The 24,391-nt window shown below is 68.8% G+C and carries 17 protein-coding genes; 11 read left to right on the top strand and 6 right to left on the bottom strand.

Going from position 1 to position 24,391, the window contains the following annotated elements; all coding sequences use genetic code 11:
- Positions 1-197 precede the first annotated feature (197 nt).
- Positions 198-500 (bottom strand): DUF3040 domain-containing protein, encoded by a 303-nt coding sequence (locus AC6CKD_RS33550; RefSeq protein ID WP_498332585.1) that lies wholly within the window; start codon positions 498-500, stop codon positions 198-200.
- A 481-nt stretch (positions 501-981) separates the two neighbouring features.
- Here AC6CKD_RS33550 and AC6CKD_RS33545 point away from each other — a divergent pair, with 481 nt between their 5' ends.
- Positions 982-2,817: a glycoside hydrolase family 15 protein gene (locus AC6CKD_RS33545; protein WP_498332584.1), complete on the top strand. Its 1,836-nt coding sequence runs from the start codon at positions 982-984 to the stop codon at positions 2,815-2,817.
- A 42-nt stretch (positions 2,818-2,859) separates the two neighbouring features.
- Here the strand turns inward: AC6CKD_RS33545 and AC6CKD_RS33540 are convergent, their stop codons facing one another.
- Together AC6CKD_RS33540 and AC6CKD_RS33535 are read right to left on the bottom strand one after the other, a co-directional pair.
- Positions 2,860-3,387, bottom strand: coding sequence for a MarR family winged helix-turn-helix transcriptional regulator (locus tag AC6CKD_RS33540; RefSeq protein WP_498332583.1), 528 nt, complete (start codon positions 3,385-3,387; stop codon positions 2,860-2,862).
- 44 nt (positions 3,388-3,431) lie between these two features.
- A complete protein-coding gene (locus AC6CKD_RS33535) occupies positions 3,432-4,502 on the bottom strand; it encodes a PP2C family protein-serine/threonine phosphatase (RefSeq protein ID WP_498332582.1) in 1,071 nt (356 codons plus the stop codon).
- A gap of 349 nt (positions 4,503-4,851) precedes the next feature.
- On the opposite strand from AC6CKD_RS33535, the gene AC6CKD_RS33530 reads away from it, so the two are divergent.
- The 6 genes from AC6CKD_RS33530 to AC6CKD_RS33505 all read left to right on the top strand — a co-directional run bounded on the left by AC6CKD_RS33530 (position 4,852) and on the right by AC6CKD_RS33505 (position 10,143).
- A complete protein-coding gene (locus tag AC6CKD_RS33530) occupies positions 4,852-5,211 on the top strand; it encodes a nitroreductase family deazaflavin-dependent oxidoreductase (protein WP_498332581.1) in 360 nt (119 codons plus the stop codon).
- Between the two features lie 604 nt (positions 5,212-5,815).
- Positions 5,816-7,057: a cation:proton antiporter gene (locus AC6CKD_RS33525; RefSeq protein WP_498332619.1), complete on the top strand. Its 1,242-nt coding sequence runs from the start codon at positions 5,816-5,818 to the stop codon at positions 7,055-7,057.
- A complete protein-coding gene (locus tag AC6CKD_RS33520; RefSeq protein WP_498332580.1) occupies positions 7,044-7,508 on the top strand; it encodes a CBS domain-containing protein in 465 nt (154 codons plus the stop codon). Before AC6CKD_RS33525 ends, AC6CKD_RS33520 begins: the two co-directional genes overlap by 14 nt.
- Before the next feature lie 138 nt (positions 7,509-7,646).
- Complete coding sequence (locus AC6CKD_RS33515) at positions 7,647-7,910, top strand: hypothetical protein (RefSeq protein ID WP_498332579.1); 264 nt, start codon at positions 7,647-7,649, stop codon at positions 7,908-7,910.
- A gap of 712 nt (positions 7,911-8,622) precedes the next feature.
- The gene (locus tag AC6CKD_RS33510; protein WP_498332578.1) at positions 8,623-9,054 is read left to right on the top strand and encodes an NfeD family protein; all 432 of its coding nucleotides are present in this window, start codon (positions 8,623-8,625) and stop codon (positions 9,052-9,054) included.
- A gap of 3 nt (positions 9,055-9,057) precedes the next feature.
- The gene (locus tag AC6CKD_RS33505; protein ID WP_498332577.1) at positions 9,058-10,143 is read left to right on the top strand and encodes an SPFH domain-containing protein; all 1,086 of its coding nucleotides are present in this window, start codon (positions 9,058-9,060) and stop codon (positions 10,141-10,143) included.
- Positions 10,144-10,208: 65 nt separating this feature from the next.
- On the opposite strand, the gene AC6CKD_RS33500 is transcribed toward AC6CKD_RS33505, so the two are convergent.
- Both AC6CKD_RS33500 and AC6CKD_RS33495 read right to left on the bottom strand, forming a co-directional pair.
- Positions 10,209-10,484: an acyl-CoA-like ligand-binding transcription factor gene (locus tag AC6CKD_RS33500; protein WP_498332618.1), complete on the bottom strand. Its 276-nt coding sequence runs from the start codon at positions 10,482-10,484 to the stop codon at positions 10,209-10,211.
- 249 nt (positions 10,485-10,733) lie between these two features.
- Positions 10,734-11,450: an FAD-dependent monooxygenase gene (locus AC6CKD_RS33495; protein ID WP_498332617.1), complete on the bottom strand. Its 717-nt coding sequence runs from the start codon at positions 11,448-11,450 to the stop codon at positions 10,734-10,736.
- Between the two features lie 504 nt (positions 11,451-11,954).
- Between AC6CKD_RS33495 and AC6CKD_RS33490 the strand changes: the two genes are divergently transcribed.
- Positions 11,955-14,024: a flotillin family protein gene (locus AC6CKD_RS33490; protein ID WP_498332576.1), complete on the top strand. Its 2,070-nt coding sequence runs from the start codon at positions 11,955-11,957 to the stop codon at positions 14,022-14,024.
- Between the two features lie 97 nt (positions 14,025-14,121).
- Positions 14,122-19,059 carry a DNA repair ATPase gene (locus tag AC6CKD_RS33485; protein WP_498332575.1) on the top strand — a complete coding sequence of 1,646 codons (4,938 nt, stop codon included), beginning with the start codon at positions 14,122-14,124 and terminating at the stop codon, positions 19,057-19,059.
- Between the two features lie 19 nt (positions 19,060-19,078).
- On the opposite strand, the gene AC6CKD_RS33480 is transcribed toward AC6CKD_RS33485, so the two are convergent.
- Positions 19,079-19,960: a potassium channel family protein gene (locus AC6CKD_RS33480; RefSeq protein WP_498332574.1), complete on the bottom strand. Its 882-nt coding sequence runs from the start codon at positions 19,958-19,960 to the stop codon at positions 19,079-19,081.
- A 400-nt stretch (positions 19,961-20,360) separates the two neighbouring features.
- Here AC6CKD_RS33480 and AC6CKD_RS33475 point away from each other — a divergent pair, with 400 nt between their 5' ends.
- Both AC6CKD_RS33475 and nhaA read left to right on the top strand, forming a co-directional pair.
- On the top strand, positions 20,361-21,908 hold the full coding sequence (locus AC6CKD_RS33475; protein WP_498332573.1) for an alanine/glycine:cation symporter family protein: 1,548 nt from the start codon (positions 20,361-20,363) through the stop codon (positions 21,906-21,908).
- Positions 21,909-22,155: 247 nt separating this feature from the next.
- The gene (nhaA, locus tag AC6CKD_RS33470) at positions 22,156-23,460 is read left to right on the top strand and encodes a Na+/H+ antiporter NhaA (RefSeq protein WP_498332572.1); all 1,305 of its coding nucleotides are present in this window, start codon (positions 22,156-22,158) and stop codon (positions 23,458-23,460) included.
- Positions 23,461-24,391: the final 931 nt, after the last annotated feature.

Below are 24,391 nucleotides of genomic sequence, written 5' to 3'. Positions count from 1 at the left end.
GGTCACGGACGTCGGCAGGGGAGGTTCCTCGCGCAGCACTACTCCCTGACGGCAGTGGCTGTCATGGCCGTCCTACTGGGCCTCTTAGGCTGGCAGCAGGCGGCCGAAGGGGGGCCTGGTCTGGGCATTGCTCGCGTGAGCCCTCATCGGCGCTCGCAGTCAGCGCAGTACCCAACCGTAAGTGATCGCGTTCTCTCTCACCTCCCGGATTCGCTGGGGGCGCTCCGCTCGGCCACCACCGCGGCCACGGGGGCCAGCGCACCATCGACTCGCCCGTCGGCCGGCTGCGGGCCCCCTCTGGAAGCGAGGAGGAGGGCTGCGAACCAGGCCGCGATCAAGAGGCAGAGGAGGACCATGGCAACCTTCCGACGGCGCGTCCGCCGCACGTCGGGGTCGGACCCTGCGGAGAAGCGGTCCAGGTGTACAGCCAGACCGGGAGCCTCCTCGCGCAGGCGACTCTCGATCTCGGCCAGCACCCGCCTCTCGTGTTCCCGGTCCACGGCGAGCACCTCCCTGCCCTGCCGCCACGCTTCAGAGGCTTCGCTCCGCCTTGGCGCAAGCGGGACGGACGACCCGCTTGGCGGGTGGGCACGTAGTGCTCTTGCCGAGCCCCGCGGCCAGATGCACCTCGTGCACCGCCACCGCCGTGTTGGCCGTGCCCGGGTTCGCCAGGCAGTCGTAGCAATCCATCGCGGCGGCCTCCTGCCCGCTCCGAGGCCGACAGTGGCAACACCTTTACCCAGGGGGTACCCCGACTGCGGTGTGGGTACCCCTTGGGTAAGAGGTGCTGTAGCGAGGAGGTGAGACCCGTGCCCACCAGCAGTGGCCCACCCTCGTGCAATGCTCCCTCCGGATGGCCGACGGGGCGTCCTCCAAGTCGGCGGACGACCCGTCCGACTTCAGCTCGGTGGAGTACACCCGTCGGCTCCGTGCACCCGCCACCCCCGCGCGAGGTCGCTCTCGCCGAGGTAGCGGTCAGCGATGGGTGACTGGCGTCCGCTCCATCAGGTGGAGGGATACCCACCCATTGAGGAGCACGGCATTGTCGGGGACGGAGCCACCTGCGCCCTGGTGGCACACGACGGGTCGGTCGGGTTCCTGTGCGTACCGAGATTCGATTCGCCTCCGCTGGTGTGTCCCTTGCTCGACCGTGAAGAGGGCGGGGAGTTCCGGTTCGTCGTAACGGGGGCGGAGGAAGCGCGACAGCATTACCTGCCCGGCACCGCCGTGCTCGTCACAGAGATTCGTTCGCCGGCCGGGACGGTACGCATCTCGGACGGCATGCTTCTGCGCGCCGGGGCTGTGCTGGAGGAGGATGCCCCCGCGGGGACGGGGACCTTCCTGCGGATGGTGGAGGTGCTGCACGGGCGGCCCGAGATCATCCTGAGCCTGGAACCGCGCGGTGGCGCCTCCGTACGTCCCACCGCAGACGGCCTGCGGCTTTCCTGCCCCGAGCAACGGGTCGAAGTCGCGCTGCGCTGGTCGCGGCCGCTGGCTGCCTGGCCTGCCGTGCTGCCGCTGCGTGAGGGAGACCGGCTTTGGGTGGCTCTCCAGTGGGAGCCGGGTGCCGGAGCGCCGACGGCGGCGGATCCTTTTGCGGACACCGTACGGGCGTGGCGCCGCTGGAGCGGCGCTCTCCACCTGGAGGTTCCGCGCAAAGATCTGGTTCACCGGTCAGCGATCACGCTGAAGCTCCTCGACCACTTCGCCAACGGCGCGATCGTCGCAGCTGCTACCTCATCCCTACCTGAGCGAATCGGCGGCGACCGCAACTGGGACTACCGATACGCCTGGGTGCGCGACGCCGCGTACACGGTCTTCGCACTGCGCAGGATCGGCTTGCCTGAGGAAGCCGGCGGGTTTCTCACCTGGGTGCTGGACGCCGTGGACACCCCCGGGAGACCGCACGTCGTATACGACATCGACGGCCATGTGGCGCCGCGTGAAATCGTGGACCCTCGGCTGTCGGGATACCGGCGCTCGGCACCGGTGCGCTGGGGCAACGATGCCTCCCACCAGGTCCAGCACGACGTGTTCGGTGAGGTTCTCGACTGCGCCTTCCAGTGGGCTGCCACCGGCGGCACCATCGCTCCTGGCCTGTGGGGGCGGCTGCGAGCACTGGCGGAGACGAGCCGGGACGCCTGGGCCCGTCCCGACCACGGGATCTGGGAGGTTCGCTCGCCACCGCGACCCTTCACCTACTCGGCCGCCATGTGCCAGGTCGCCTTGGACCGGGCGGCAAGGCTGTCCCGGCGGCTGGGCCTGCCAGGAGACCCTCTGTCCTGGGAGCAGGAGGCCCTGGCCATCACCCGGCGCATCCTCACCGATGCGTGGGACCCGGAACTGGGGGCGTTGACCGAGCATCTGGGGCCGGGCGGCGGCCTGGACGCCTCATTGCTGGCCCTGCCGTTGCGCCGCGTACTGCCCGCCGACCATCCCAAGATGGCCGCGACCTGCCGGGCCGTAGCCGAGCGATTGAATGCCGGTGGCGGGCTGCTGTACCGCTACCTGCCCGAGGAATCTCCCGACGGTGTGGGAGGACCCGAAGGGGCATTCCTTCTGTGCAGCTTCTGGCTCGTGGACAATCTCGTCGGACAGGGGCAAGTCGAAGAGGCCACAGCCCTCTTCGAGCACCTGTGCTCCTACACGAACGAACTGGGACTGCTGCCGGAGCAGATCGATCCCGGTACCGGAGCGTTCCTCGGGAACTTCCCCCAGGCTCTGAGCCATGTGGGGCTGATCTCCTCGGCGGTACTGCTCGGGCGGGCCGCCCACGGACTGAACCCCGAGCTGTCCACCCAGGCCTGGTTCACATGAGGACGCAGGGGTGGAGGGACTCCACGCAAGGCGCTCGCCCGGTCAGCGAGGGGGGTCGGTCCAGCCGAGGGGGTGTGGCAGGACATCCGGATGGGTCACCGGCGGCTCACCCCCGGCTTCGCTGAACGCGGTCAGCGCCGTCACCAGAGCCGAACGCTGGGCGGGCTCCATCCGCTCGACGATCACCGCGATGTCGGCCCGGCGGCGGGCGGTCACGTCCTCGACGAGCCGCCGCCCGCTGTCCGTGACGGTCAACATCGTTTCCCTGCGGCTCTCAGGGTTGTGCCGGCGATCGGCCAAGCCGGCGGTGATCAGCCGGTCGACCATCCGCATGGCCGTGGACGGGCTCACACCGAGCTGGTCCGCGAGGACGACGAGCTTCGTCGCCCCACGGGTGGCGAGGACGACAAGCATGCGGAACTGGGGAACCGTGACCTTGTCCTCCATGGCCGCCAGCGACCGCGCCGACACCGCCACGAGCAACCTGGACGCGGTCAGTACGGCGCGGGTGACATCGTCGACATCGTGCTCGTCGGGAGCGGTGGCTGCGGGCCGCGGGTAATCGGTCATACCTCTTTGTACCGCTCGGCCGCAGCACACCCACGAGCGCCCCACTATCGGCAGCGCAGGAGCAGCATCGCAGCGTCGTCGTGCAGCGGGCCGCCCGCATGGGACACGACGTCTGCGCGCAGCGCATTCAGCGCTTCCTGCGGGTCAGGGCCCTCGAGGAGTCCCGTCCGCTCCCTCAGCGGGTAGAAGTCACCGCTGACGCCACGCGCCTCTGTGACTCCGTCTGTATAGAGCAGCAGCTGATCTCCGGGGCCGAAATCGACCTGGTACGGCGTCGGCCGCTCACCGTCACCGGTGAGCCCCAGAGGCAGGGCGTGCTCCGGTGGATCGGCGAAGAAGGTCCCGCGGTCACGGCGGATCACCAGAGCCGGGGTATGACCGTAGTTGACGAACACCGTCCCCCGGTCTTCCGTGATCTCGGCCAGCAAGGCGGTGACGAACTTCTCGCCATCACCCTCTTGATCGACGGTTCGGCGGACGGCGCACTCGACTCGGTCACCGACAGCGGACAGGTCCGGCTCGTTGTACGCGGCCTCCCGGAAGGCCCCGAGCACAGTCGCGGCTGTTTCCACCGCCTCCAGCCCTTTGCCCTGCACATCGCCGATGATCACCCGTACGCCACCTGCCACCTGGACCACCTCGTACAGATCCCCGCCGATCCGCGCCTCCGCAACGGCGGAGGTGTAGGACACCGCCGCGCGCACATGTCCGGCCAGCCGGGGCACGGGCCGGAGCAGGACGCGCTGGGCGACTTCCGCGATCGAGCGGACGCTCGCGAGCTCGTCCTCCCTACGACGGCGCATCACCGCCGCGGCCACTCCGGCCACGGTCACGCCCGCGACTGCCGCCATCGCCGTGTAGCCGCGCCGGTTGTCGAAGAGGCCGTCGTACAGACCGAGCCCGAGACACAGACCGAGTGCGAGGACTCCGACCGCCGCGGTCCGGCGCCATCCCCCGGCCAGGCCGGCGAAGGCGGGCCCCAGCGAGACCAGGGGAAGGAGGCCGACGCCGGGGCCCGCCGTCACGTCGGCCACCGCGACAACCGCCATTACGGCGTACGGCAGCACCCGCAGGGTGGTTCCGGCAGTTGCCGATGGTGACTGGTCGGGATCCATGAGGCGCTCCGGTGCCTTGTGCGAACCTGGTCGACGAAGGAAAACGCCGTTGACCGACACCTCGGTGAGAGGTTGAAGGGAAACCCGCCACCTGTCAGGTTTAGCCTATGCAAAAGTTCTGCATCCAAAGCACTTCCCCGTTGAACTGTTACCTACCCGCTTCGGACGGTCCACTCTCCCCTCGCACCCGCAGGGGTTCCAGATGAGAAGGCCGCCCCGGCTCCGCGACCATCCAGCTCCGCCTACCGGGTGGAGGTGGCGCATCGCCCGGCTCCCGCTACTCCTCTTCCGCGTCGGGCTGGGGCCTGTCTTCGGCAAGCGGCTACTCGTGCTCCAGCACACTGGCCTGGTGTCCGGAGAAACCCGCGAGGTATGTCTTGAAGTCGTGGCCCACAATCCCGGGCGCGGCACGTGGACAGTGGCATCGGGCTTCGGTGCGCGTGCGCAGTGGTACCGGAACCTGCGGCACATCCCGAAGGTGACCATCCAGGTCGGCCGGACGTTCTATCCGGTCAACGCCCACTTTCTTTCCCCTGATGAGGGCGCGTCGATCATGTCGGAGTACGCGGCGCGGCATCCTGGCGCGGCCCTCACCTTGTGCCGGTACCTCGCCTTCGATGTGGAAGGCACCGATGAGGCCTTCCGCCGTGCGGGGGGCGAGATCCCGTTCGTGCGACTCGAGGAGGTGCCGCCGCGACAGGGCGCGTAGGACCGCCTCTCACACGGGATCAGCGGCGGCTGCGCCGCGTGGCGTTCGCTCCCACCATGACGAGCCCGGTGACAAGGCAGGACAGCCCGATCATGAGTAGGGGAAAGTCGGGTTCAGGCAGGACGTACAGAGCAGCTCCGGCAACGGACACGGGGACACCTACGGCAACGAGCAGTACGCCCGCGCGAAATTCGCTCGTGTTTCTTCCCAGCCAGGCACGCAGACGGGTGCGGATCCTCGCGGTCATCGGCCACCCGCCAGATGCGATACGTGAGAGGCGTACGGCCGGGCCGCCGACCGCCCGCGCAAAGCGGGCCGACCGGTCGACTCGGCGCCGGTCAGGGGGAGCAGAAAGCGTCTCGCCACGGCGCGGGCGGGACGGGCAGGGCTTCGTTTCATCGGTACCTCTCTGGTGCGGCTGCCCACGATGTGCGGCCTCACGCTCTCGGCTACCTGCCGGATTCCGGCAGCGATTCCCGTCCGGAACTGCCGTCAGAATCTCGCCAAGAGCTCGTAAGAGTCGTATAAAGTAGCGCACGGCGTGCCGGGAAGTCTGGTCGGCGATCAGGGGACAACTCTCTTCGAAGACCAGGGGGCTTCCGTCATGGTTCTTGTTGCCGTGTTTGGTGTGGCACTGCTTGTGGCGGTGCTGCTGTCCGGGCTCGCCGCCCGGACCGTTCTTTCCACTTCGCTGCTCTTCCTTCTGGGCGGAGCACTGGTCAGTGACGGGTTCCTCGGCCTGGTGCACATCACCGCCGACAGTGAAATCGTCGCCGTCACAGCCGACTTGGCGCTGTTCGCCGTGCTGTTCACCGACGGCATGCACGTCTCGTTCCCCAAACTCCGGGAGAACTGGAAGAACCCCGCCCGCGCGCTCGGCCTGGGCATGCCCATGGCCATGGTCGGCATGGCTTTGGTGACCCATTACGTAGCCGGCATGGACTGGACGACCTCCTTCCTGGTGGGCTCCGTGCTGGCGCCGACCGACCCGGTCTTCGCCTCTGCCATCGTGGGGCGCAAGGAAGTTCCGACCAAGCTCCGGCAACTGCTGAATGTCGAAAGCGGGATCAACGACGGGCTTGCTCTGCCCGTCGTACTGGTCCTCATCGCCGCTGCCGGACCGACGGCAGCCCACTCCGAGGCGTCCATCGGCATGATCGGCCTGGAGCTGGGCCTCGGTCTCGCGTTCGGAGTCATCCTGCCGCTGGTCGTGGCCGGCCTCCTCCGGCTCCAGTTCCTCGGTGCCGAGCCAAAGCTGCAACCGCTGTTGCCGCTCGCCACCGGAATCATCCTCTACGGGCTCTGCCACCTCACTCACGCCAACCCTTACCTCGCGGCCTTCTCCGCCGGCGCGGTTCTCGCCACGGTCTCGCCGGAGCCGAAGGCCGCTTTCGAGCCCTTGGGCGAGTCTCTGGCAGAACTGGCGAAGTTTGCGGCGCTGTTGGTCTTCGGTGCCCTGCTGACCCCGCAGTTGTTCGGCGACCTGTCCCTGGGCGGATACGTGGCCGTACTCTTGGCGATCTTCCTGATACGGCCGGCCTCGCTTCTCCTGTCGCTGCTCGGTACGCGGCTGGAGCGCCGGGAGAAGCTGGTCGCCGCCTGGTTCGGCCCCAAGGGCTTCGCCTCGGTGGTGTACGGCCTGCTCGTCCTCCAGGCCGGAATCCCCCAGGGCGAACAGGCCTACACACTCATCGCGGTGTGCATCGCCTTCTCGATCATCGCGCACAGCAGCACCGACGTCCCGGTGGCCCGGCTCTTCCACGTCGAGGACATCACGGGAATCCCCGGCGGCACACCGGCCGAAGCAGCCGCACACGCCCAGGAGACCGCTCGTGTCCGCACGTAAGCTCGCCGCTCCCTACCCGTACGTCACGACGGACGACAGCACGAACGCCGCCGTCCGACTGGTGACCGAGCACGGCCTCCCCGCGCTGCTCGTACTCGATGCGCACGGGATGCCGTACGCCGTGGTTCCCGTGCCCCAGCTGGTGCAGCAGCTCGTCCCCGACCCAGCTCTGGACGACCCGCTGCGTGCAGCCGTCCTCCGGGACGAGCCGGCGGAACGGCTGGCAGCGACCCTCGGGGAGCGGTCCATCAGGGACTGGCTGCCCCGTCGCGGATTCGGCCCGCAGTATGTGGGGCCGGACGCGAGCGCCGCTCAGATGGCTGCCGTCATGGCCCGCAAGCAGATCCCGCTCGTGGCCGTGATGGAACACGGCGATGACAACGAGGCCAGGCTGCTGGGAGTGGTGTCCGCCACCGCCGTCATGCGCTACCTCCTCGCGACCTCGGACTGAGCGGATCCTTGGTGAGGTGAACTAGCTAGCTAGGCCGTTTCGTTTGGATCATCGGGAAGGACGGAGACCGTCGAGGTCAAGCCGTCCGTTCCGGCTCCGCACTGACCTGGCGGACGCGCCGGAGGAGAAGGGCACCGTATGAGCAGGCTGCTGGAAGCGGTGTGCGCGCTGGCCGTGGGCGTCCTCGTTGCGCTCGTTGTATGGGGTGCTGACCCCGGCGCCGTGCGGGTGGCGTGGCGAGAGGGCGAGCTGAGCGGTGTGACGGTCGTGTTCGTGGCGGCATGTGCGCTGTGGCTGGTGCTGTGGCGCAGGCGTACCGGGCGCGGCCCGCTGGCATGGCCACTTGTGGTGCTGCTGTGCGGTGCGGCTGTTGCGCTGGTCATGGCTGCCGTGGCCGGTTGACCGGCACGGGCGGGCACGTGGGCTTCCCGTTCTTGTGGGCGAGGAGCGCCGCTGGCATTTTCGGGCCGGTTCGTTTCGTTCGCTCCCCTGATGCGCCGCATTCCACGCTCCCTTCTCCATTGATCGCCGAAGGGGCTACCGGGGCGGCGCGAAGTGTCACTTGCCAGCCCTACGGAACTCTATGTCGCGGTTCGCAAAGAGATGCACGTGCCCGCAGGACCAGCAGATCAGCGCTGTGGCCGACTCGTTCGCCCAGGCCAGGCTGAAGAATTCCATCCCCGTACTGTTGAGCAGCCCTTCCCGCTTGCGGAAGGTGCCTTCGTCGCAGAACAGGCAGCGGATCCACCTGCCCCGACCGCCGCATGAACACGATTGGCCATGCCCCTCCCCAGGATGACGTTGCCGGACTCGGATCTCTCGTCACCGGAGCTCTTCCCGCCGTGCTTCCTGACACCTTCACGGCTGCGGCCCCTGCCAGAGTCTGCCCGTCCGCACCCCGACCTGTTCATCGTGACTCCGGGACGACCCACTCGCACTGCTGGCGCCCGGCAGTCTTCGATGCCTTCTTGATGCTGGTCACTCATCTCTTTGGCATCCGGGGCCGCCGCGCCGTTGAGCTCTGCCTGGCTCCGATTCCGTCCATAAACCGGGTAAAATGCCATAAAAGATACACAGGTGGTGTTCTCCTTCGTCCCGTCGGGAGGCGTAGGCAATGGACCCATGGCTGATCTGGTTGATCGCCGCAGTTCTCCTGGGTATGGCGGAGATCTTCACTCTCACCGCCGCACTCGGGCTGCTCGGCGGCGCCGCGCTGGTCACGGCCGCCCTCGCGGCGATCGGACTACCACTCCCGTGGCAGTTCCTGGCGTTCACACTCGTGGCGACCGCCGGTGTGATGTTCGTGCGCCCGGTCGCCATGCGTCGCCTGATGCCACGGGAAAGCGAGCATTTCGGCGTAGAGGCCCTGGTCGGAGGAGCCGCGTACGTGACCGTCGAGGTGACGGGGTTGAGCGGCAGGGTCCGCATCGGTGGCGAGGAATGGACGGCCCGCGCCTACGACGAGACGCAGGTCATTCCTCCCGGTACGACCGTCGACGTCATCGAGATCAAAGGCTCCACCGCGCTCGTCTACCCCCGGGAGTGAACCATGGAGATCTCGGCGTTCCTCATCGCCGGCCTGCTGGTCGCGGTCTTCGCGGTTCTCACCGTGATCCACGCGGTCCGCATCGTCCCGCAGGCCCGTGCCCGCAACGTCGAACGGCTCGGCCGCTACCACCGCACCCTGAAGCCCGGACTCAATGTAGTCATCCCCTACATCGACCGCGTGTACCCGGTGATCGACCTGCGCGAGCAGGTCGTCTCCTTCAAGCCTCAGCCGGTCATCACGGAGGACAACCTGGTCGTCGAGATCGATACCGTCCTCTACTTCCAGGTCACGGATCCTCGTGCGGCCGCTTACGAGATCGCCAGCTTCCTCCAGGCGGTGGAACAGCTGACGGTCACCACGCTGCGCAACGTGGTCGGATCCATGGACCTGGAAAAGACGCTGACCTCGCGGGACACCATCAACAACCAGCTTCGTGGGGTACTCGACGACGCCACCGGCAAGTGGGGGCTGAGGGTCAACCGGGTGGAGATCAAGGCCATCGACCCGCCGCAGTCCATCAAGGACGCTATGGAAAAGCAGATGCGGGCCGAGCGGGACAAGCGTGCCGCGATTCTCGGAGCCGAGGGGCAGCGTCAGTCCCAGATCCTCACCGCCGAAGGCGACAAGCAGGCCGCGGTGCTCCGCGCGGAAGGAAACCGGACCGCCGACATCCTCAAGGCGGAGGGCCAGGCACGAGCCATCGACGAGGTCTTCCAGGCCGTCCACCGCAACGACCCCGACCCCAAACTGCTGGCCTACCAGTACCTCCAGGTACTCCCCCAACTCGCTCAGGGCCCGGGGAACACCTTCTGGGTGATTCCCGGTGAGGTGACGTCCGCCCTCCAGAGCGTCTCCCGCGCCTTCAGCGAGGCCCTCCCTCAGTCCGAGGCCACCCGCCCGACGTCGTCGGACGACTTGGCCGTCCAGGCCGCGAATGACGCGGCGAAAGCGGCGGAAGCCGCCGCAGAGGCCCTCGCCGATGCGGCGGAAGCCGACGGCGCCGCCACCGGCGCACTCCCGTCACCCCCCACGAATGCGGAACGTGACCATCGGCCGGAGCCCCCATATACGGATCCGTCAGGCTGACGGCCGTCGGCCCTTCGATGCATCACCGTGCTTCCCCGCGCCGCCTGCCGCCAGCCGTGCTCGCCTCACGCCAGGGGCTGATCACAACGAGCCGTCAGGTGGGCCGCAAGGCGCTGACCGACTCGTCGACCAGCATAGGCAGCCGTCACTCTCCACCCAGCGAGGGCCGTGGTCACTGCGGCAAGGACGGACGCGGCAGTGACACGGGTGGAAAGATCACTCTCCTCCGGGTTTCGTGACCTGAGAGCATCCGCGAACAACCGCTGAGGCGCGTACTGGGTCTCCCAGGTGCGGGCTCGCAGCGCAGGCGTTTCGAAGATGAGGCGGGTGCGGGCGAGCAGGGTGTCCCTGCCGGTGCCGTAGACCGCCTTCCAGGCCCTGGGCGAGCGAGTTGCGGAGGGCGGTGAGGCCGTCCTCGTGCGGTGGCCGTGTCTGAACGAGGTGGACGATGAGGGCGTCGTAGTCGTCAGATTTGACGGCCGCCTCCTTGGTGGGGAAGTGCCGGGAGAACGTCATGTGTGAGACCCCGCGGCAGTGGCGATCTCCTCGACGGTGGTGTTTTGGTACCCCTGCTCCCCGTAACTCCTGGATCATCCGCCTGGTCTGCGCCGCGCTGAGGGCCGTGACGTGGTCCGCGCCGAGGTGCCGACGGGCCGCTGCCTCGTATTCGGCGCCCGCCGCGGCGGGTGCGAGGAGAGCCCACTTCGTCCGCCGCTCCGTGTACAGGCGCGTGGTGGTGCCGTCTGTCGGATGCTCGATCGCCCGGCACCGGACCGGAGCCGCGGAAGTGCCCGGTCGGCACTGAGCGGGCCCCTCCGGTAGTGAGGGTCAGCTGAGATGACTTCTCCCAGAGCCGACGCGGCACCGAAGGCCTGGAGCAAGGGCACGAACACGTGATCGCGCAGAGTCCGGGCCAACGCGGCCTGCCCGAGGACCACTCCCGTCACGGCGCTCGTGGAGGCCAAGACCCCACGGGTTATGGGCCTGCGTTCCTCCTCGTAGGTGTCGAGCAAGCCGTCCTCGGCCCGGCCGTCGGCTACGAGCGCCAGTTTCCAGGCCAGGTTCTCGGCATCGCCCAGACCCATGTTCATCCCCTGGCCGCCGAACGGACTGTGAATGTGCGCGGCGTCGCCGGCGAGCGGGATCCTGCCCTCGCGGTAGGCCGTCGCCAAGCACCGGTGACTACGGAAGGTGGATGTCCACAGGACCTCACGTGCGGCGCCGATGGGGACCCCCACCTCCTTCACCAGCAACTCCGTCAGCATCGGCATAGGGCCATCCTCGCTTTCGGTCGGTGTCGGTGCCATGAGCCGCCACACGTCCTCGCCCGTGATTCCTGCCTTTCGCAGCGGCATCAAAACGGCGTAAAGATTGCCGGTCATCGGCAGTGTGAGCTGCGTCGCGCCTGGTCCAAGATGTTGCCCAGACAGGGGCTGGCCCAAGCGTGTGATGCCGGGCCCCGGAAACGGTTTGGTCATAGAGGGGGGCGCGTGAACGAGTACACCAAGGCCGCTTCGGGGTCACCGACCCTTCTCCTCCCCGACGAACCCGGACCGTATCGGCGCTGCTCCACCGTCTGAACGCGGCAGTCGGACCGGGGAAGACGGGTCCGGCCCAGTAGCGCACCAGAAGCGCACGGCCTCACCAGGGCAGTCCGCCCAGGCGCTCGACTGCGTCGTCGCCCCGCCTCACGCCGGGGCCGAGCCAACGCTCGTTCCGGTAGCGCCGTTCGACGGCTCACAGCGGCGGCGGTGCGGCCTCAGGGCCTGCCCGCCACATCTCAGCTACGCACCTTTCATGGGGGAGTTCTCGTGGATGCCATCTCAACCGGCCTCGGCACGCTCGTCATCGCCGTGCTCGTCGTCGCGATCGCCGCGCTGCTCGTGGTGACCCGGCTGTTCCGCAAGGTCGAGCAGGGGAAGGCCCTGATCGTCTCGAAGATGCGGAAGGTCGACGTGACCTTCACCGGCCAAGTCGTGCTGCCGGTATTGCACAAGGCCGAGGTCATGGACATCTCGGTGAAGGCCATCGAGATCTCCCGTACCGGTCGCGACGGTCTGATCTGTCAGGACAACATCCGCGCCGACATCCGGATCTCGTTCTTCGTCCGTGTCAACAAGACCGCCGAGGACGTCATCAAGGTCGCGCAGGCCATCGGAACCGCACGGGCCAGCGACAAGGCGACCCTGCAGGAACTGTTCAGCGCCAAGTTCTCCGAAGCCTTGAAGACCGTTGGCAAGCAGATGGACTTCACCGATCTCTACACCATGCGCGAGGAACTGCGGTCCCGGATCATCCAGATCATCGGCATCGACCTCAACGGCTACAGCCTGGAGGACGCGGCCATCGACTACCTGGAGCAGACGCCCCTCGCACAGCTGGACGCCGGCAACATCCTGGACGCCCAGGGCATCCGCAAGATCACCGAGCTGACGGCCATCGAGAACGTCCGCACCAACGAGTACCGCCAGCACGAGCAGAAGGAGATCACGCGGCAGAACGTCGACGCCCGCGAGGCCATCCTCGAACTGGAGCGCCGCCAGGCCGACGCAGAGACCAAGCAGCACCGCGAGATCAACACCGTGCGGGCCCGTGAGGAAGCCGAGACGGCCCGTGTGGTGGAGGAGGAGCGCCTGCGAGCGCAGGGAGCCTTCCTCAAGACGGAGGAACAGCTCGGTATCCAGCGGGAGAACCAGGCCCGAGAGGTGGCCGTCGCGCAGAAGAACCGCGAGCGGGTCATCGCCATCGAGAACGAGCGCATCGAGAAGGACCGGCAGCTGGAGGTCATCGCGCGGGAGCGGGAAACGGAACTGACTCGGATCTCCGCCGACAAGGAGGTAGAGATCCAGAAGCGGGACATCGCCGAGGTCGTGCGCGAACGCGTCGCGGTGGACCGTACGGTCGCCGAGCAGGAGGAGTCGATCAAGCGGCTCCGAACGGTCGAGGAGGCGGAACGCACACGGCAGGCCGTGGTCATCGCCGCCGAGGCCGAGGCCCAGGAGCGGCTCGTCAAGGACATCAAGGCCGCGGAGGCCGCCGAGCAGGCGGCCGTGCACCGTGCGGCAGAGGAGCTCACCCTCGCCGAGGCCCGCAACAAGACCGCAGAACTCGACGCCCGCGCCAAGATCCGTCTCGCCGAGGGCATCCAGGCGGAGGCCGCCGCCGAGGGTCTTGCCGCGATGGCCGTACGGGAGAAGGAAGCGGACGCGATCGAGAAGACCGGCCGGGCCGAGGCCGGGGCCACGACGGCCCGGCTGAAGGCGGAGGCCGACGGCGCCCGCGAGATGGCGCTGGCCGAGGCGACCGCGATCGGCGAGAAGCTGAAGGCGGAGGCCGAGGGCCTGACCGAGAAGGCTGCGGCCATGGCCGCCCTGGACGAGGCCTCGCGCGGTCACGAGGAGTACCGGCTGCGGCTGGAGGCGGAGAAGGAGATCCGGCTCGCAGGGCTGGACATGCAGCGGCAGATCGCAGAGGCCCAGGCCACTGTGCTGGCGACGGGGCTGGAGAGCGCCGACATCAGCATCATCGGCGGCGAGTCGGCGTTCTTCGACCGGATCGTCGGGGCGATGTCGATGGGCCGGGCCGTGGACGGGTTCATGGACAACTCCCAGACCGCTCGGACGCTGGCGGAGCCCTGGCTGGACGGCTCCGGGTCCTTCACCGGGGACCTGACCAAGGTGTTGGGCTCGGTCTCCACATCTGACGTGCAGAACCTGACCGTGTCCGCGCTGCTGATGAAGCTCATGCCCGGCGGCTCGGGCCAGGTGGACGAGCTGATCGCCAAGGCTCGCCAACTGGGCCTGGCCGACGTGCCGGTGAGCGGGCTCGCGGGTGCCGTCACCCCTGCCAACGGCGCCGTCATCGGCACCGCCAAGAACTGACCGACACGGGGGTGCGGTCAGTGGTCGCGGAGCCGCCGCGGAGGGGGCGGCGGCTCCGCGACCGCGTCATCGCCTTGAACGACGGGAGCTGAACCAGATGACCACGGCCACGAGTACGGCCACGGCGACGGAGCCGGTATCCGGGGCGAAGGCGGGGGTGAACGCCGCAATGGACGCCGGAACGTACGAGGTGCTGCGCGACCGACTCACGGCGCAGGCCACGGAGCTCACCCGCCGCACGGAGGCGCTGAACACCGCCAGGATCGAGGAGTTCGGCTCGACCGGGCTCACGCTCACGGGCTCCGCCCGTTTGCGCACCAAGGAGAACCGGACGGCCCGCGACCTCGTCGCGGTCGGAGATGTCCTGCTCTTCGGCTGCAACGGTGCCGCCTCCACCGGTCCGGACCGCGTCGTGTCCGACGTACTGGTCCTCTACGACCTCGACTTCAACCCGCTCCCCGCCGATGCGGCCCCCGGCTTGCTCGACGACCCCGACTTCGTCAGGGAGTTCACCGCGCTCCACCGCTACTTCCGGGAAGCGCGGCTGCTCCAGCTGCGCCGGGTGGACGGCAAACTGCTCGCCGTGTTCCGGACCGGCCAGCTGGCCGAGGACATCCGCGTCCTGCGCTGGTCGCTCACCCCGGATGGCCGAGCCCGGTTCCTGGACGCCCAAGGCGAGCGCGACCACGCACTCCCGCCGGCGTACGACGTGGAGTGGCGAGATACCACCCGGGAGGACCACGTCCAGGGCCGCCACCCGCACGTCTCCATCGACGGCCGCCTCTTCGTCTCGACGGTCGGCGGCGCGCTCACGGCGAAGACCGAGGACGACACCGAGTCGGAGGAAGGCGTCCACCGCGAGCCCGTCCACGAACCGCTCCAGTCACTAGCCGACGCCGAGATCGCGTACGCCACCGTTGGACCGCTCATCCTGCTCCGGATCCGGCCGTACAAGGAAGAAGCGCGGCGCCACCTCGTCTTCAACTCCGTGACGGGCACGGTGGTCCGACTCGACGGCATCGGGCAGTCCTGCCGGCGGCTGCCGGACGACGAAGGCATCGTCTTTCCGGGTGGCTACTGCCTCGGCTCCGGTACGGTCCGGACTTTCGACCCCGCGGTCGCGGACCCATCGGGCCTGGAGTTCGAGCGGACCGTCCGCTCCCCCAACGGCGAGGACGTGCTGTTCGCCTTCCACGCCCGCGCCGAAGGCCGCACCCTGCTGCTCCCGTACAACGTGATCCGCAAGGAGGTGGCCGCGCCCATCTCCTGCCACGGCCACGCCCTGTTCGACGACGGAACCCTCGTCGTCCTGCGGGCCGGTACGGACGCGCCGGCCCGAACGCACGCGGTGCAGACCTGGCAGACCCCCTTCACTTCCGACACCCACCCCTCCCCCACCGGGATCGGTCCGCTCGGCCGAATCGGCAACGCCGACCTGGTCCGGGGCATCGCCGACTGCTTGGCCGTGGCCCGGCAAGCGACCGAGACCGGCTCCACGCCTGGCGGCCCGCTGTACGAAGCACTGCTCGCCGCCTGCGTCCGGACCGCCGACCGGCATCCCTGGCTGGGCGACACGGAGGCCGGTGACCTGCGCAGCTCGCTGGAGGCGGTCCGGGCCACCGCCGAGCAGGTCCTCGACGAGTTCGCGACCGTCACCGCCCTCACCCGGCAGGCGGCCGACGCCCTCGCCGAATCCGCCCAAAGCATCGCGCGACTGGTGCGCCGCGTCCGCGGCGAGTCCCCGGCGACCGCCGAAGAGTGGATCGAGCGCGTCTCCGAACTGCGCCGGGCTCAGGGAAACCTGCTGACGCTCGCCGAGATGCGGTACGCCGATACCGCGGCCATCGAAACCCTGAGCGGGGACGTTACGGCCGACATCACAGCCGCCGGGCAACGCGCCGTGGCCTTCCTCTCGCGCGAGGACGCCTTCGACGCGCACGCGGCCGAGGCCGGACAGCTCGCCATCGACGCCGGGGCGATCCCCACCGTCGCCGAGACCGTCCCCCTCCGCGAACGCCTGGAGAAGCGGAGCTTCGGCCTTCAGGCGCTCGCCGAGGTGGTCGCGGATCTGGACACCGGTGACGCCACCGTCCGTACCGCCATCCTGACGCGCATCGCCGAGGTCCTCGCAGGTGTGAACCGAGCCCTCGCCGCGGTCGCGGCCCGGCTCCGGGAACTGCTCGACCGGGAGGGACGCGCCGGGTTCACCGCGGAGTTCGCCCTGCTCGGCCAGGCCGTCAACGCCGCCCTGACGGCGGCCGACACGCCCGAGGAATGCGCGTCCCAGCTCGCCCGCCTCCTGCTCCGGCTGGAGAACCTGGAGGCGCGCTACGCCGAGCACGACGGGTTCCTGACCGAGATCGCCGAGAAGCGCACCGAGGTCCACGACGCCTTCTCCACCCGTCGGCAGACGCTCCAGGACGCCCGCGCCCGGCGTGCCGAGAAGCTCGCCGACTCCGCCCGACGCGTGCTGGAGACGATTGCCCGCCGGGCTGCGGCACTGGACAGCGCCGACGGCATCCACACGTACTTCGCTTCCGACCCCATGGTGGCCAAGGTCCGCCGCACGGCCGACGAGCTGCGCGAACTGGGTGACACCGTGCGCGCGGAGGAGCTGGCGGGCCTGCTCTCGGCCGCCCGTCAGGAGGCTGGGCGCGCGCTGCGCGACCGTGCGGAGCTGTTCGCCGACGGCGGCGACACGATCCGCCTCGGCCGACACCGGTTCGCGGTCACCCTGCAGTCCCCCGAGCTGACCCTCGTACCGCACGGGGACGGCCTGGCGTTCGCACTCACCGGCACCGACTACCGCCGCCCCGTCACCGATCCGCAATTCGCCGCCACGCGGCCGTACTGGGACCGGCTGCTGCCGTCGGAGTCGGCCAGGGTCTACCGGGCCGAGTACCTGGCGACCAGGCTGCTGGCCGAACACGGGAGCGCCGCGCTCGCCGCCGCCGACCTGGATCTCCTGGTCCGGCAGGCCACCGAGTCCGCGTACGACGAGGGCTACGAAAGAGGAGTGCACGACCACGACGCGGTCGCCATTCTGCGCGTGCTGCTGGACCTGCACGAGACCGCTGGGCTGCTGCGCTACCCTCCCCGGGACAGGGCGGCCGCCACCCTGTACTGGGCACACGGCGCGACCCCGGAGGAACGCTCCTCCCTCACCCGCCGGGCCATCTCCCTGGCCCGGGCCCGCGACACCTTCGGGCCCAGTGCGGCGCTCGACACCTTCCAGGTGGAACTTGCCCGGAGGATCACGGTCTTCGCCCCCGACACGACCGAGCCCGCCCGCGCAGCCGGGTACCTTTTCGAGGAGCTGGCCTGCGAACCGGCCGGGTTCGCGGTGTCCTCCACGGCCCGCACCCTCCTCGACAAGTTCCGCCGCAGCGTGGGCGCCTCGCCCTACGACGAGGACCTCGCCACCCTCCCGGACCTCGCCGCCCGCAGCCAGCTCGTCGAAGGCTGGCTCACGTCCTACGCGGCGGCCTGCGGCGAGGACATCGACTACGACGACATCTCCGAGGCCGTCGCCATCGAACTGTGCTCCGGCCTGGACCGCTACGACGCCACCGGCAGCGCCACCGCGACCGTATCCGGGCTGCTCGGCGCCCACCCCCGGATCAGCGGACATTCCCTCGTCCTGCGCCTGGACGAATTCCTCGCCCGTACCACCGACTTCGCCGCGGTGGACGTCCCGGGCTTCCGCGCCTACCAGCGGCAGCGCGGCGTCCTCTCCGCGGCCGAGAACGAGCGGATCCGGATCGATGCCCACCGTCCGCGGGTCATGTCCTCCTTCGTCCGCAACCGACTGGTCGACGAGGTGTATCTCCCTCTCATCGGCGAGAACCTCGCCAGGCAGATCGGAGCGGCCGGGAAGGACAAGCGCACGGACAGCAGCGGGCTGTTGATGCTCATCTCACCGCCCGGATACGGCAAGACGACGCTCGTGGAGTACGTCGCCGACCGCCTTGGACTGCTCCTGGTCAAGATCGACGGCCCCTCCCTCGGACACGGCACGACCTCCCTCGACCCTGAAGCCGCCCCAGACGCCACCGCCCGCCGCGAACTGGAGAAGATCGCCTTCGCGCTGGAGGCCGGCAACAACGTGATGCTCTACCTGGACGACATCCAGCACACCTCGCCGGAACTGCTCCAGAAGTTCATTGCGCTATGCGACACGACCCGTACCCTGGACGGCCGCGACCTGCGGGGCAAGCGGTTCGCCGTGTGCATGGCCGGCAATCCGTACACCGAGTCCGGGCAGCACTTCCGCGTCCCCGACATGCTCGCCAACCGTGCCGACGTCTGGAACCTCGGCGATGTCCTCACGGGGAAGGAAGATGCCTTCGCGCTCAGCTTCGTCGAGAACGCACTCACCTCGAACCCCGTCCTCGCCCCGCTCGCCGGACGCGACCGCACGGACCTGGAGCTCCTTGTCCGCCTCGCCGGCGGGGATCCCGCCGCTCGACGTGACCAGCTGGCCCACCCGTATCCCGCGGGAGAACTGGACCGGATCCTTGCGGTACTGCGTCACCTCCTCACCGCCCGCAAGACGGTCCTCGCGGTCAACTCCGCCTACATCGCCTCCGCGGCTCAGAGCGACGCGGGCCGGGCCGAGCCGCCGTTCCGGCTCCAGGGCTCTTACCGCAACATGAACAAGATCGCAGCCCGGATCTCGCCGGCCATGAACGACGCCGAGCTGACCGCTCTCATCGACGACCACTACACGGGAGAGGCCCAGACCCTCACCACCGAGACCGAGGCCAACCTCCTCAAGCTCGCCTCCCTCCGCGGCACCCTCACCCCGAACCAGGCGAAGCGCTGGGCGGGGGTCACCGCCGCGTACGTCCGGGCCCAGGCCCTCGGAGGCCGGGACGACGACCCGCTGACCCGGGCGGTCGCCGCGCTCGGATTGCTCGCCGACCGGGTCGCCGCGGTGGAGGGCGCCATCACCCGGGCAACGGATCCTCGCCACCTGCTCGCCCTCCCGAGCGGGCGACACGCCGCCCGAACCGAGCACGACCGACGGGAATGAGGGGCCGACGAGCGTCACATCACGTTTCCTCACCGGTATGGCGGCCGTGGTCATGGGCGAAGGCTTCGAAGACCTCCCGTGCCGGGCCCCGGGTGTGAAGGAAGCGTTCGTCGAGGATGGCGGCCAAGTCGTCCAGCGCTGCCCGCAGCACGGCAGCGGACAGCCGGACGTCGGGATGACGAGCGCTCGCGGCCTGGTCCGCCAGGTTCATCGCGCAGGTGATCTGGCGGGCGAGAGAGGTCCGGTCGTCGCCGTCATGGAAGTAGTAGGACTCGGCGTACTGCTGGAAGTCGACGGAGACCACGGTGACGGACCCGGCCAGGCCGTCGAGGATGGCCGCGCCCGCCGCGGCGTCGATCTGCTCGGTCGTGGGATGGGTGCGGGCGAGGTGAGAGAGCCTGAGTGCGAGGGCGCGGCGGCGGGCCAGCGCGGGGTAGATGCCGAGCGTCCATGCCACCGTGGCGCTGAGCAGGCCGAAACCGACGAGGGCCTCCATCGGGGCGAGGATGCGGAGCCAACCCTCGGCGGGCGCGATGTCGCCGAGCCCCAGGGTGGAAATGTGGACCAGCGACACGTACAGGGCGTCCACGAATCCCGCGTGGTCGGCCGGCTCCAGTCCGGTGGCGTACGTGAACGCCCGCGGCATGCGCGGCCAGTAGATAAGGGCCCATCCCAGAACCGCCGTGAGGGCCCAGGCCACGACCACGATCACCATGGCGACGGGGCCCGCGAGCCCTGAGGCCCGGCTGCGCAGCGGCAAGGAGGCGGCCAGCCGCCACAGGGCCGTCATGACCAGGCGGCTGAGACCGCCGTGGCGCGTGGGGTGCCACAGGGTGTGGAACACGTCCCGCAGGACCAAGAGCACCAACGCCGCGCCCGCAAAGGTGATCAGCCAGTTCATGCGGACTCCCCTACCCCGTCACGCGTCACCTCAGCGCCGTGGCCGGCCTCCCGGAGGCCTCGCCACACATGCCGCGTCCGCTCAGCAAAACCTCAAATCCGGATAACGATCGCATCACCGGCCCTGGGAATTGCACGCCATCCGCCCGCAGCGGTGATCTGCATCACTAAAGATCTCGTAAAGGCCGTGCTATGAATACGCAACTCCGCTTCGGCACCACCCCTCGCCGCATGCAGAGAGCCGGCACGCACCGGCCACGTACGAACCAGGGAAGTCCCGCTCCGAGTCCACGGACCGAGACGACCAGGGTCGCCGACCGGACAACGGCGTTCGCTCAAAGCCCGCATCCACAGCCGTCGCACCGCACTGCGCCGGCTCTGCGCCATCGAGGTTTTGCCAGATGTCACTCGACACCATCACCACCTCCGTAGACGAAGCCGTCAGCGGATTCTTCGAGCCCATCGCCAAGTGGCTCGGAGACATCGTCTTCTACTCCGTCCCCGTCAACGGGACACAGATCCCGCTGATCGTGGCCTGGCTCGTCGTGGCCGGTCTGGTCTTCTCCGGCTGGTTCGGCCTGGTGCAGATACGCAAGTTCCGCCTCGCGGTGAACGTGGTGCGCGGCAAGTACGACGAGGAAGGCTCGGCCGGTGAGGTCAACCACTTCCAGGCCCTGACCGCGGCCGTCTCCGGCACCGTCGGCCTCGGCAACATCGCCGGTGTCGCCGTCGCCGTGTCCATCGGTGGACCCGGTGCGACGTTCTGGATGATCCTCTGTGGCCTGCTCGGCATGGCCACGAAGTTCGTCGAGGTCACCCTCGGTGTGAAGTACCGCGAGGTGCACGCCGACGGCACCGTCTCCGGCGGCCCGATGCACTACCTGCCCAAGGGCTTGGCCGACCGCTTCGGCGCCAAGGGCCTGAAGCTGGGCAAGGTGCTGGGTGTCCTCGCCTCCGTGATGATCCTGTTCTTCGGCCTCTTCGGCGGCAACCTCTTCCAGGTCAACCAGTCCTACGCCCAGCTCGTCTCCGTCACCGGCGGCGACAGCGGCATGATGGGCTCCTCGGCCGGCGCGCTGTTCTTCGGCATCCTGATCGCCGCCCTGGTCGGCATCGTCCTGCTCGGCGGAATCCGCTCGATCGCCTCCGTGACCAGCAAGCTCGTCCCGGCGATGGCCGGCATCTACATCGCCGCCTGCCTGGTCGTCATCTTGGTCAACGTCTCCGCGGTGCCGTCCGCGATCTCCTCGATCATCGAGGGCGCCTTCAACCCGCAGGGTGTCGTCGGTGGTGTCCTCGGTGCGCTGATCGTCGGCTTCAAGCGGGCCGCGTTCTCCAACGAGGCCGGTCTCGGCTCGGCTCCGATCGCGCACTCCGCGGTCAAGACCAAGCACCCCGCCAGCGAGGGCCTGGTCGCGCTGCTGGAGCCGTTCATCGACACCGTGGTCATCTGCACGATGACCGCCCTGACGATCGTCATCGCCAACCCGGCCAGCTGGGGCGAAGCCCGCCAGAACGGCGGCGTCGGCGGCGTAACGATCACGTCGGACGCCTTCGGCACGGTCCTGCCCTGGTTCCCGTACATCCTCACCATCGCGGTGATGCTGTTCGCCATCTCCACCGTGCTGACCTGGGGCTACTACTGCATGAAGGCGTGGACCCACCTCTTCGGCCGCAGCAAGACCAGCGAGCTGACCTTCAAGGTCTTCTACACGCTGTTCGCGGTCGCCGGTTCGCTGCTCACCCTGCAGACCCTGATCGACATGGCCGACGCGGTGCTCTTCATGCTCGCCGTCATCAACATCATCGGCCTGTACCTGCTCGCCCCCGTGGTCAAGCGGGAGCTGGACAAGTTCCTCGAGTTCGTCCGCCGCCGCGACGCCGGTCTCGACACGGACACCGAAGCAGACGAGGACGACGACCAGGAGCTGGTGAAGACCACCGTCTGACCGCCCCGCGGCCCGGCTCCTGAGCGGGCTTGTACACGCCTCGCGCGGCGTGTACAAGCCCGCTCATCCGCGTTTCAGCAGGTGAGAACCCCTCTGGCAGGATCCCGGCATCTCCCATAGGGTGTAAAGAACGCGTCAAAGGGGCAGCCGAGCTGCCGGTGACGCGCGGTGTGCCGGGAAGTCTGGTCGGCGTCCTAGGGGCCGTGTGCCCATTTCCAGCCGACACCCCCCCCGGAAGGCCACCCCCATGAGTGACCAGCGCCCGCGTATCGTCTTCGGCCTCATGCCGTGGCCCGAACGGCAGGCCATCGCCTCCGCCCTGCGCACCGAAACCGTGGGCGGGCTCGTCCTCCTCGCCGCATCCGTGATCGCGCTGATCTGGGCCAACACCCCGTTCAGCGGCACCTACGAGGCGATACGCGACTTCCACTTCGGCATACCCGCCCTCGGCCTCGACCTCTCCGTCGGGCACTGGACCGCCGACGGGCTCCTCGCGGTCTTCTTCCTCGTCGCCGGCATCGAACTCAAACGTGAACTCGTCGTCGGCGAGCTGCGCACCCCCGCCACGGCCGCCCTCCCGGTGATCGCCGCGTTCTGCGGCATGGCCGTGCCCGCCGCGCTCTACGCCGCAACCGCCTGGGCCGGCGGCGGCAGCCTTGACGGCTGGGCGGTGCCCATGGCCACGGACATCGCCTTCGCGCTGGCCGTCCTCGCCGTCATCTCCACCCACCTCCCCGCCGCCCTGCGCGCCTTCCTCCTCACCCTCGCCGTCGTCGACGACCTCGGCGCCATCCTGATCATCGCGGTCTTCTTCACCAGCGACCTCAACCTCTGGGCGCTCGGCGGGGCCTTCGCCGGACTCGTCGTCTTCTACCTCCTCCAGCGCTACCGCGTTCGCGGCTGGTGGTGGTACGTGCCCCTCGGCATCGCCGTCTGGGCCCTGATGTACAACGGCGGCGTGCACGCCACCGTCGCCGGCGTCGCCATGGGCCTCATCTTGCGCACCACCCGCGACAAGGACGAAACCGCCTCCCCCGCCTCCCGGGTCTCGCACTTGATGCACCCCTTCTCCGCCGGTGTTGCGGTGCCGCTCTTCGCCCTCTTCGCGGCGGGCGTCAGCATCTCCGGCCCCGCCCTGGCAGAGGTGTTCACCAGCCCCGAACCGCTCGGCGTCGTCATCGGACTCCTCGTCGGCAAGGTCGTCGGCATCTTCCTCGGCACCTACCTCGCCGCCCGCTTCACCAAAGCCGAGCTCAACCCCGACCTCGCCTGGGCCGATGTCCTCGGACTGTCGGTCCTCGCCGGCATCGGCTTCACCGTGGCCCTCCTCATCGGCGAACTCGCCTTCCCCAGTGCGGCCGTAGGTGAGCACGTCAAGGCGGCCGTCCTCATCGCCTCCGTCACCGCCGCCGTCCTGGCAGCCGTACTGCTCCGCCGCCGCAACACCCTCTACAAACGCCTGTACGAAGAAGAGAACCTCGACGCCGACGCCGACGGCATCCCCGACATCTACCAGCGCGACACGAAAGCCTCCACTTCCGAGCTCGGCTGAACGACGAGGGCCGCCAGCGCCAACACGTTCGCCACGACAGCGGGCCGATCGGAGAAGTACCACGCGAGAGTGGTACAGCCGCCACGGCCGCAAGCAGCATGCCGACGCGGAGTTCGGTGCCGCTGTTGAGGAGCCGTATCCGGGCTTGGGGGGCGAGAGGTCGGAGTCACCGTTCGGCGCCCGCCGCGAGTCGGTGACCAGCTCTGACGGCCCGCACCAGAGAAGCGATCGCCATTCCGCCGCAGACGACGCCTAGTGCTGCACACGCCGTGACAACGCCCCTTGGCAAGTCGGCCATCCGCGGCAGCGTGTTCAGCGGAACCTGGAGGTATAGATACAAAAGCGCGTGGGCATACGGCCTCCTCACCTCTCGCGCACGTAGCCCTGGCGGCGTCCAACCGACGAGCAGGGCAATCGCGAAGGGCAACAGGAGCAAGGTCCCCGTCGCGAGGGCGAGGGCGAGGGCCACCGGGCTTCCGTTCATCGGTACCTCTCGCATGCGGATGCCCGTACCAGTCGGTCACGACCGCGAAACTGCTTGCTGGGATCCGGCAGTATGCGGCGTGCGGAACTGCCGTCAGTAAAACATAAGGGGCATCGCCCACGGCAGCGCCGACGCTCCACTGCCCTGGCTGTTGAAAAGAAGCGCAACCTGGACTTGGGCTTGGCCTCACGGGGATCACGTCGGGAACGGGCACTGCCCGCAAGATCGGAATACCCTCGAGCGTGATTGGAATCTCCCGGTACTGCCACTGGGGCACAGGCCCCATACAGCCTCAGGAGAGCCGTGGCGCTTCTTCCCGCCGATTTCGCCGCACCGTCCAGCATCGGCGAACCCAGTCACTGGTTTCACCGATGGCAGCCAGGAGTGCGGCGGACGCGGTGCTCGACACGAAGTCGACCGGGTAGCCCGTCGCATGGCCCAGCAGCC

The sequence above is a fragment of the Streptomyces sp. GQ60 genome, from assembly GCF_059758875.1.
The sequence above is the reverse complement of the archived record's forward strand: the minus strand, read 5'-3'. Positions and strand labels throughout refer to the sequence as shown.